At 43.3% G+C, this 7,302-nt stretch carries 5 protein-coding genes; 2 read left to right on the top strand and 3 right to left on the bottom strand.

The features are described 5' to 3' along the window. Nucleotides 1-376 precede the first annotated feature (376 nt). From clpB to rluD, 3 genes are all read right to left on the bottom strand, one after another. Nucleotides 377-2,950 carry an ATP-dependent chaperone ClpB gene (clpB, locus tag AB6D07_RS12620; protein ID WP_017103014.1) on the bottom strand — a complete coding sequence of 858 codons (2,574 nt, stop codon included), beginning with the start codon at nt 2,948-2,950 and terminating at the stop codon, nt 377-379. 142 nt (nt 2,951-3,092) lie between these two features. After that, nucleotides 3,093-3,827: a peptidoglycan editing factor PgeF gene (pgeF, locus tag AB6D07_RS12615; RefSeq protein WP_032500669.1), complete on the bottom strand. Its 735-nt coding sequence runs from the start codon at nt 3,825-3,827 to the stop codon at nt 3,093-3,095. Nucleotides 3,828-3,835: 8 nt separating this feature from the next. Continuing rightward, the gene (gene rluD / locus AB6D07_RS12610; protein WP_017103012.1) at nt 3,836-4,810 is read right to left on the bottom strand and encodes a 23S rRNA pseudouridine(1911/1915/1917) synthase RluD; all 975 of its coding nucleotides are present in this window, start codon (nt 4,808-4,810) and stop codon (nt 3,836-3,838) included. Between the two features lie 137 nt (nt 4,811-4,947). On the opposite strand from rluD, the gene AB6D07_RS12605 reads away from it, so the two are divergent. Beyond that, the gene (locus AB6D07_RS12605) at nt 4,948-5,676 is read left to right on the top strand and encodes an outer membrane protein assembly factor BamD (protein ID WP_009848466.1); all 729 of its coding nucleotides are present in this window, start codon (nt 4,948-4,950) and stop codon (nt 5,674-5,676) included. Nucleotides 5,677-5,833: 157 nt separating this feature from the next. Beyond that, nucleotides 5,834-7,258, top strand: coding sequence for a transporter substrate-binding domain-containing protein (locus AB6D07_RS12600; RefSeq protein WP_017098365.1), 1,425 nt, complete (start codon nt 5,834-5,836; stop codon nt 7,256-7,258). Nucleotides 7,259-7,302: the final 44 nt, after the last annotated feature.

Below are 7,302 nucleotides of genomic sequence, written 5' to 3'. Positions count from 1 at the left end.
TATTCATCAACGAGTGCCCACACAGATTGATAGGTTTAAATTGTTAAAGAGCTTTACTTATTGAGCGTTCCTTTTAGTAAGGAGCCTCTCTAAGTGGACGGCCATTCTAGCGAATTGGGTTCCAGTGTCAAACACTTTTTCCAGCTAATTTTTCAAAGCATCTTAAATGCTTAATGTCGTCTCGTTACTTAGTTCAAACCGCTTGGTTATCCCTGGCAACGGAGGCGCATTATAGAGAGAATCCCCCTTTGCACAAGACCAAAAACGGAAAAAAATCGCCACAGGCGATCGTTCGGACACTATTCACACAAAGCGTTCAAAATAGGTACGATTACGTCTTAATTTCGACTAATCGTACCTATCGTTCTTACCTTTATTATTGGTGAGCAATAATTCGGTCGTTATTCACTAATAGCTGCACTTTCTTATCCGGATTGATTTTCCCTGCAAGTATCGCTTTCGCTAACGGGTTCTCAACAGTTTGTTGAATTGCTCTTTTAAGAGGCCTTGCACCATATACAGGGTCAAAACCTACTTGAGAGATTAGCTTGAGCGCTTTTTCTGAAACTTCGAGTTCATAACCATTGTCTTCCATTCGCTTTTTCAAATGATCAAGCTGAATAGCGGCAATTGACTCGATGTGCTCTTGGCCTAATGGATGAAACACGACACTTTCATCAACTCGATTCAAAAACTCAGGTCGGAAATGTTTACCCACCACTTCCATAACCTCATTTTTAATCCCTTGGTAATCCAATGTATTAAAGTTCTCTTGAATACGAGTTGAACCTAAGTTCGATGTCATGATTACCACGGTATTTCTAAAATCAACCGTACGACCTTGTCCGTCAGTTAATCGCCCATCATCTAAAACTTGCAATAGAATATTGAAAACATCTGGGTGAGCTTTCTCTACCTCATCAAGCAGAATGACAGAATAAGGTTTTCGACGAACAGCTTCGGTTAAGTACCCACCTTCTTCATAACCCACATAACCAGGGGGAGCACCAACTAAACGAGCAACAGAGTGTTTTTCCATAAACTCAGACATATCGATACGAACCATGGCATCTTCACTATCGAACATAAAGTTAGCTAATGTTTTACACAGTTCCGTTTTACCTACACCTGTTGGCCCTAAGAACAAGAACGAACCAATCGGCTTATTCGGATCAGACAAACCAGCACGGCTACGACGAATCGCATTCGATACCACTTCGACCGCTTCCGCTTGACCGATAACCCGCTTATGCAGAACACCTTCCATTTTCAGAAGCTTCTCCTTTTCTGCTTCTAGCATTTTAGAAACAGGAATACCGGTTTGCTTTGAAAGGACATCGGCGATCTCAGCGTCGGTCACCTTATTACGTAATAAGGTCATTTCTTGCATTTCAGCTTGAGTCGCGAGATCTAACTGCTTCTCCAATTCTGGGATTCGACCATATTGCAATTCAGACATACGGTTAAGGTCACCAGCGCGTCGTGCAAAATCCATATCCATTCGAGCTTGTTCTAGCTCTGATTTAATATGTTGCGTACCAGACAGCGCCGCTTTTTCAGCGTTCCAAACTTCTTCAAGCTCTGCGAAATCGCGTTCTTTCTCAGAAAGTTCGCTTTGTAACGTACGAAGCCTCTTTTCACTGGCCTCATCATTTTCATTCGTCAGAGCTTGCTGTTCGATCTTCAATTGAATGATTTTGCGCTCTAACTTATCCAATGACTCGGGCTTTGAATCTATCTGCATTCGAATACTCGAAGCCGCTTCATCAATGAGATCAATCGCCTTATCTGGTAACTGACGATCTGAAACATATCGGTGAGATAGCGTTGCCGCCGCTACGATAGCAGGATCGGTAATTTCTACATGATGGTGGAGTTCATAGCGCTCTTTCAAACCACGAAGAATCGCTACCGTGTCTTCAACGGTGGGTTCATCCACGATCACTTTTTGGAATCGACGCTCCAAAGCCGGGTCTTTCTCTATATATTGTCGGTATTCATCGAGCGTTGTTGCGCCGACACAATGCAGTTCACCACGAGCTAGTGCTGGTTTCAGCATGTTACCCGCATCCATAGAGCCTTCGCCTTTACCTGCGCCGACCATAGTATGAATTTCATCGATAAAGAGAATGACATTGCCTTCTTCTTTCGATAATTCATTAAGCACTGATTTTAGACGCTCTTCGAATTCACCACGATATTTAGCACCCGCAACTAATGAGCCCATGTCTAATGAAAGCACTCGTCGGCCTCTTAAGCCTTCAGGCACTTCATTATTGATAATACGCTGAGCCAAACCTTCGACAATCGCAGTTTTACCTACACCGGGTTGACCGATAATGACAGGGTTGTTCTTAGTACGACGTTGAAGGACTTGGATCGTGCGACGAATTTCATCATCACGACCAATCACAGGATCTAGCTTGCCTTGCTCAGCTCGCTCGGTCAGATCAATGGTGAACTTCTCTAAAGCTTGGCGTCTATCTTCCGCATTCGGGTCATCAACCTTTTGACCACCACGAACTTGCTCGATAGCTTGAGATAGTTTTTGCTCGGTCAGGCCTAACTCTTTAAGTAAGTTACCTAGAGGTCCTTTGTCTTCTATTGCAGCGAGTAGGAATACTTCTGAAGATATGTAACTGTCTTGACGCTTTTGCGCGACCTTGTCACATAGGTTGAATAGCGTTCCCATTGCGTTAGAAAGCTGAACATCACCACCGATACCACTTACTTTTGGGACTCGGTCTAATACTTCACTTAATTTAGAACGCAATTGAACAACATCAATATTCAACATGGTGAGCAATGGACGAATCGCACTGCCATCTTGATTAAGCAAAGACACCATTAGGTGTACAGGTTCTATATATTGGTGATCACGACCTAATGCGAGCGACTGAGCATCAGATATCGCAATTTGGAATTTACTAGTGAATCGATCGAGACGCATGCCAACCTTCCTACTCTTAGATATGTTTATCTTATGGTTAGAAGATGGATACGGTAACGCAGATTTTCAAGGGATAAGGATGAAGAATAGAGCTGATATGAAAATATAAATGAACTGGATGAGTGGTTATGCTAGTCAGAGATTACTCTAACCAAATAAATGTTGCCTGACGCCCAGTAATACCATCACGACGATAAGAATAGAAAGCATCTGAATCTGCGTATGTACATAGATTCGAATCTGTCACCGAAGTCACGCCAACTTTCATTAATCGTTGAGTCGCAAGTTGAGACATGTTTGCTAACCACTTGCCAGGTTCAGATTTAGCTTTAAATGCTAATTTCGCTTGAGGGTCAAAACGAACAAAAGCGTCCAACACATCGTTGCCCACCTCAAACGCATCTTTACCAATAGCAGGACCAAGCCAAGCAATGATCTGATTCTCTGGATCTAGGTTTGAAAACTTTGCGACGGCATTTTCAAGAATGCCACCAGCAAGACCGCGCCAACCCGCATGAACGGCAGCAACTTGAGTGCCTTTGGTATCGGTAAGGATGACCGGTAAGCAATCGGCTGTCATCGCAGAACACACAACACCCGTCGCAGTGGTAAATACACCATCCGCATCAAGCACATTCGCCACAGGTTCTAACACTGTAACGACATCCGTTGAGTGAGTTTGATTTAGCCATACCGGAGCCGTGGGCATCTTAGATTGTTGCTTTAGCCATGTTCGATTACTTTCAACAAGTAAAGCATCATCCCCAACGTGCATACCAAGGTTTAACCCTTGATAAGCACCTGTAGAACAACCATCAAAACGAGTCGAAGCAAATGCTTTCACGTTTTTTGGTGCATTCCAGTCAGGGATGATCATTGACACGATTAAATGTCGTCTTCTATGTTTTCACGAGCATCAACACGCAACGCTTCAGCCATCACAACCATGTCATTTGGCACAGGTGCATTGAACTCAACTTCTTCACCAGTAATCGGGTGAACAAACTTCAGCATAACCGCGTGTAGCGCTTGGCGATCAAAAGAACGAATCATTGTCGTTAGCTCTTCAGATGCACCTTTTGGAATACGTGCACGACCACCGTACGCGATATCACCTAACAGCGGATGCTGAAGGTATGACATGTGAACACGGATTTGGTGAGTACGACCTGTTTCTAGACGCAGACGAATACGAGTATGTTCACGGAAGTGCTCAGCAACACGGTAGTGAGTTACCGCAGGCTTACCCAGTTCATTAACGTCCATTAACGTACGCTTAGTTGCATGACGGCTAATGCCTTTCTCAACCACACCACCCGCGGTCATTTTACCAATAGCAATTGCTTCATATTCACGAGTAATACGACGTTTAGCAAGAGCTCGTACAAGGCGAGTTTGAGCTGGAACCGTTTTAGCCACAACCATAAGACCAGTTGTGTCTTTATCAAGACGGTGCACAATACCCGCACGAGGTACTTCAGCAATCTGAGGGTAATGGAAAAGCAATGCGTTTAGTATGGTTCCATCCGGCGTACCTGCACCTGGGTGTACAACCAGATCGCGAGGTTTATTGATAACCAATAAATCATCATCTTCATAGACAATGTCTAACGGAATATCTTGTGCTTCCCAGCGCTCTTCATCCGCAAGCTCTGCTTGTAAGATGATCGCTTCACCGCCCAAAACTATGGTGCGCGGTTTAGTGATAACTTCGCCATCCACTTGGATTTTGCCGTCAAGAAGCCACTCTTTAATACGAGAGCGAGAAAAATCGGTAAATAGTTCAGCGACAGCTTGGTCTAAACGTTGACCTAACTGGCTGCTTTTTACTGTGTCTGTTAATGTTATCTGCTGAGCCATATCGAACTTTTTTAAAAACCGTGAGACTAATACCCATTAGTATGGATAAAATAGAATAATTGCATCATTGTATCTGTTACTGGTTAGAAAGTAACGGAAGCTTACGAAATATTTAATTCAAGGAATCGACGCCTGACATGAAACACCTTACTTTAACGGGTCTATTAGCCGTATCACTCTTAGTTGGTTGTTCAAGTAGTGAAGAAATAGTACCGGATGTACCGCCATCGGTTCTTTACTCTGACGCCCAAGAATCACTGCAGAGTGGTAGCTGGCTTTCTGCAATCGAAAAGCTAGAAGCCTTAGACTCACGTTACCCATTCGGCGCCTATTCTGAACAAGTACAACTGGATCTGATTTACGCTTACTACAAAAATGATGACTTGGCGCTTGGCCTTGCGACTATTTCGCGATTCCTACGCTTAAACCCTACTCATGAAAAACAGGATTGGGTTCTTTACATGCGCGGTTTAACGCATATGGCACAAGACCGAAACTTCATGCATGATATTTTTAATATCGATCGTAGCGACCGAGACCCAGAACCTGTGAAACTTGCATTTGCTGATTTCAAACGACTGTTAGAACGTTTCCCAGCAAGCCCATACGCTGAAGATGCACAAAAACGCATGTTCGCACTGAAAAACCGCCTCGCGGAGTATGACTTAGCAACCGCTGATTTCTACCTGCGTCGTGAAGCTTGGATTGCAGCTATAAACAGAACACAAGAGTTGCAGAAGACTTACCCTGACACCATTGCTGCACGTAAGTCTTTAGACATTCAATTAGAAGCTTATGAACAACTAGGCTTAGAAGACGCAGTGTTACGAACAGAAAAGTTAATCGAGCTCAATCCACTGCCTTAGTCAGCGAATCACACTCGTCGTTAACTAAAACAATCACTTCAAAATCGCGCTAATTTGTTAGCGCGATTTTTTTTGAACTTCGTCTGGTAAACTTGATGAATGGCAACATAAGCAGTATCTTCAATAGATAACTTTTAACAAAACATCAACATGGAGTGTGGATGTGAGCAGGATGTTATTATTTATCTGGATCGGGTTATTTAGCCAACTTTCCAACGCATTAGAACTGTCCCCATTGAGCAATCAACCTTACATGGGAGACTTAGATGTACTCAAAACAAAAGGAACAGTGAGAGTATTGGTATCGGCTGATCTGGGCTTTTACTACATAGAAGATGGCAAGCCAAAAGGTATTGTGGCAGAAATGCTCTACCACTTTGAGAAAAGTCTTCGTAAGAAGCACCCCTACCTCAACGTTCAAATCATCCCCGTGCAACGAGATGATCTACTCCCCTCGTTAGAATCTGGTTACGGTGATGTCGCTGTCGCCAACCTAACGATCACCGACAAGCGATTAAGTGTCATCGATTTTTCCGATCCAATGATCAAAGATGGGAAAGAACTGATTATCACCGGAAAAAATTCTGCCCCTATCACCGAAATCAAGCAATTAAGTGGTCAAGAGGTCTGGATCCGAGCTAGCTCGAGTTACTTCGAGAGTGTTCAAAGAGTCAACAAAGAGCTTAACGCACTAGGTTTACCACCACTGCATGTCCACTTTATCGAAGAATCATTACAAGACTACGAGCTGATAGAACTGGTTAATCAGGGTTATATACAAGGTACAGTTCTAGATAGCCACAAAGCTAAGCTCTGGCTCGATGTTATGGAAAACATTCAGGTACACACTGAGTTGCCGCTGCGTGAAAATGGTCAAATTGCTTGGGCACTGAGAAAAGACAGCCCTCAGCTAAAGAAAGAGATCAACAAATACGTAAAGACCGCACGAACAGGAACTCTACTTGGGAACGTTATCTATAATAAATACATCGACAACACTCGTTGGTTAGGACGAGCACTCAACCCAAATAAAGTAGACCGAGTGGCAAAACTGGCAGATGTCTTTGAAAAATATTCGAATGAATACGAATTCGACCCTTTGATGATGTCAGCTCAAGGTTTCCAAGAGTCTGGACTTGATCAAAGCAGGGTTTCTCACCGAGGCGCCATCGGTGTAATGCAGGTGTTGCCAAGTACCGCCAAAGACAAAAACGTCAATATAAAAAACATACATAAGGTGGATAACAACATCCATGCTGGTGTGAAATATATGCGCTTTATCAAAGACCGATATTTTGACGATCCAGCGATATCGCCTGACAATCAAATCTACTTCACTTTAGCTTCTTACAATGCAGGCCCCGCTAAGATAAGAAAGATGCGGAACATTGCTAAAAAGAAGGGTTATAACCCAAATATCTGGTTTAAAAACGTCGAAATCATCACTCGTAAGTACGTGAGTAAAGAACCCGTAACCTATGTCGCCAACATCAATCGTTACTTCGTCATTTACAAACAATTGCAAGCAATCAATGCCATCCGAGAGGACAGTACAGCGAGATTACTAAACACTAACGATTAACTTCCCCCTCAACATCAGAGCTTGAGGAATAAAGGTGTTAGATA

The sequence above is a fragment of the Vibrio sp. 10N.239.312.C11 genome, from assembly GCF_041466065.1.
GTDB lineage: Bacteria > Pseudomonadota > Gammaproteobacteria > Enterobacterales > Vibrionaceae > Vibrio > Vibrio tasmaniensis_A.
Note: the sequence above shows the minus strand (reverse complement) of the source record. Positions and strands in the feature narration are given on the sequence as shown.

Coding starts and splice junctions, on each gene's coding strand:
- pgeF (WP_032500669.1), bottom strand. CDS start 3,827: ATGATCATCCCTGACTGGAATGCACCAAAAAACGTGAAAGCATTTGCT.
- clpB (WP_017103014.1), bottom strand. CDS start 2,950: ATGCGTCTCGATCGATTCACTAGTAAATTCCAAATTGCGATATCTGAT.
- AB6D07_RS12605 (WP_009848466.1), top strand. CDS start 4,948: ATGAAACACCTTACTTTAACGGGTCTATTAGCCGTATCACTCTTAGTT.
- rluD (WP_017103012.1), bottom strand. CDS start 4,810: ATGGCTCAGCAGATAACATTAACAGACACAGTAAAAAGCAGCCAGTTA.